This is a genomic window from Candidatus Hydrogenedentota bacterium (assembly GCA_035450225.1).
Classification (GTDB): domain Bacteria; phylum Hydrogenedentota; class Hydrogenedentia; order Hydrogenedentales; family SLHB01; genus DSVR01.
In genome coordinates this window covers 1-2,446 of record DAOTMJ010000097.1, presented here as the reverse complement: position 1 = coordinate 2,446, position 2,446 = coordinate 1, and the positions used below count along the sequence as shown (strand labels likewise).

Sequence of the window (2,446 nt, the reverse complement as noted above, 5' to 3'; positions counted from 1 at the left end):
TGGCGGTTTGAAGTTGGTTTTGGATGGTGTCGATACTCTTTTGCCGGGCCTGTTCTTTTTCGGCAATGTTGGCCAGTTCGCGCTGTGCAGTTGCGGCGGCGAACTGATCGGCTATTTGCGCGATTTGCCCCAGCGTGTCGATCACCTTCGTTGCCTCCGATGCGCGGGCCTGTGAGCGGCGCAACGATTCAGCCTGTACCAGTTCGGTATAGGCAAGTTCGGTTGTCACCCGCTTGTCGTTCAGCGCGTCGAGTTGTTCGGACAAAAACGCGAACTCTTCGACCGATGCCTGTTGCAGGTCGTTGCTTTCGGAAAGTTCGGTCAACCGGGCTTCAATCGCGGTTATCTGCTCGTTGATTTTGATTGCTTCCTGTTGCAGGCTGCTTTGATCCGCCTCGAATCGCAACTTGATAATCAGCTCCGACTTTTGCGAATCGGAAAGGCTTAGGTCGTTTAGGATGCGGTTCGTCTGCTCTTTAACCCGCGTCTCTTCGCGGGCGGCGGCGTCCTCAAACTGCTTTTCCCGGTTTTGCAGGCTTGCCTTGAGCCGTTCCAGTTCTGCCCGCGCCGAGTTATTCGCCGCGTCGTTTCGGATTTGCTCTATCCGTTCAAGGTGCAGTTTTTCGTTTGCCTCCGTCACGCGCCGCGCTGCTTCGCGGGCCGCTTCTAGGTCAGCCGCCGCGCCCGCGTCAAACGCCTTCACTTCTGCCGAACCTTCGCCCGATGCCACTACCACCTTTGCGCGGGCGGCGCGTTGCTGCTCAATCAACTGCGCTTCCTGTTTCGCCAGTTCGGCTTTCAGGTCTTCAAATTTTTGCCGTTCGGCGGCAATCTGCCGCTCCGATTCATTGTCGATTGCCTGAATGGTCGCATCGGCAAATCGGCGGGACAGCACCCGGAGTAGTTCAATACGCTGATCGGCGTACTTACGCTGTGCTTCCAGGGCGGCGGCGTTCAATTCGTCGGCTTTTTTCTTCGCTTCCGTGTCGAGGCCAGCCGGAACTGTTCCGCCTCCACCGCCACCGCTTCCGCCTTTCCGTTCCGCGCTCACGCCTTTCGTCTGAAACAGTTCAGGTTTCTTTCCGCGATTGTATCCTTCCGCGAACGCATCCGCCACGGATTTCCCGGCCGCTTGGATTTCCGCCTTCCGTTGCTTGAGCGCTTCGAGTTGGTCGGAAAGTTCCGCGTCGTTGTCGTTGAACGGGTTTAACTTCTTGACTTCCGTGTAGAAAATCTGTGCGTCCGTGGCCGTTTCTAAGAAGAAGTTTCCGATGTTGATTGCGAACTGTTTCCCGGCTTCGATGATGCCACGGAACAGGTTCGGTATGTCGTTCAGGCTTGCTAGGAAGCCGTTCACCTGAACCAACACGAATGTTTTCAACTTCGTGCCCAAATTTTCATAGCCCCCGGTCAATTCGTTGAGTTGCTTTGCCGCCTCCACCTTTGCGGCTGATAACTCGCTTTCGGCCTCGAATTGTTCGCTCAGCCGTTGCGTGTATTCGTCCGACGCCCCGGCCGCTCCCTGCAATCCTTGGTCAATGTCGGCGAGGCTCTTTAAAAATTCGTCGCCCGCATCTTCCCCAGGTCCGCCGAACACGTCGGAAATCACCTGCTGCAATTGCTTTGCCGGCAGTTCGGTATCCCGAAGTTTCGCCGATACCTGGGTGAGTGCATCGCGGACGGTTATCGCCCCGCTGTTCAGGTTGTCGAATAGTTGTTTGGTGAAATCCCGCCCGAACGCCTGTTCAAGACTCTGCCGGGTGGCGACCGTTTGTTCACGGATACGGATACCGAACTCCTTCACCGCGTCCACGCCCTTGTCGGAAAATACCCCTTCCTGTGCGGCTTTTGCCTGAATCGTCAAAAACTCTTCGGCGGAAAAGCCCATCTGATCGAACAGGCGCGGGTACTCCTTCAGCACGTCGAGCAGTTCGCCGCTAGCATCGGCCCCGGACAGAAACCCGCTCTTGATAAGGTCGAGCGCCCCGGTCAGGTCAATTTCCGAAAATGCGCTATCCAAGGCGTTCGCCGCCTGAATCGTTTCTTCCGTACCCGCGTTGAATGTATTGCGAAGCGCCTCCACTTGCGCCGTGGCGCTGTCGAGCGCCGGGCCTGTTTCCCCGGTGAGTAGTTGAAGCTGCCCGCGTAGGTTGTTGATCTCGTTCACGAACTCCCTAACCGCTCCAACGCCGTCAAGGATGGCGCCCACCACCTGAAAGCCGATGAACGCCCCGGTAAGTAGCTTGCCCGTGGCGCTTGCCGATTGACCGATTTGGCCAATTCCGTCTTTTACCAAGGTGGCCGCGTCGGTGAGCTGCGAAAATCCGGGCACGACCTGACCGAGCGTAGGCGCAATCTGTCCGAACGCCTCTTTGATTCCCCCGGCGTAGTTGCCCACGTTCCGTTGAAACTGCCCGATTGTCGCGTCTATGTCTTTCAGTTCGGT

At 57.1% G+C, this 2,446-nt stretch carries 1 protein-coding gene; it reads right to left on the bottom strand.

Annotation, left to right across the window (positions count from 1 at the left end; genetic code table 11):
- The coding region (locus tag P5540_19805) for a phage tail tape measure protein (GenBank protein HRT67059.1) at positions 1-2,446 on the bottom strand (2,446 nt) is incomplete at both ends.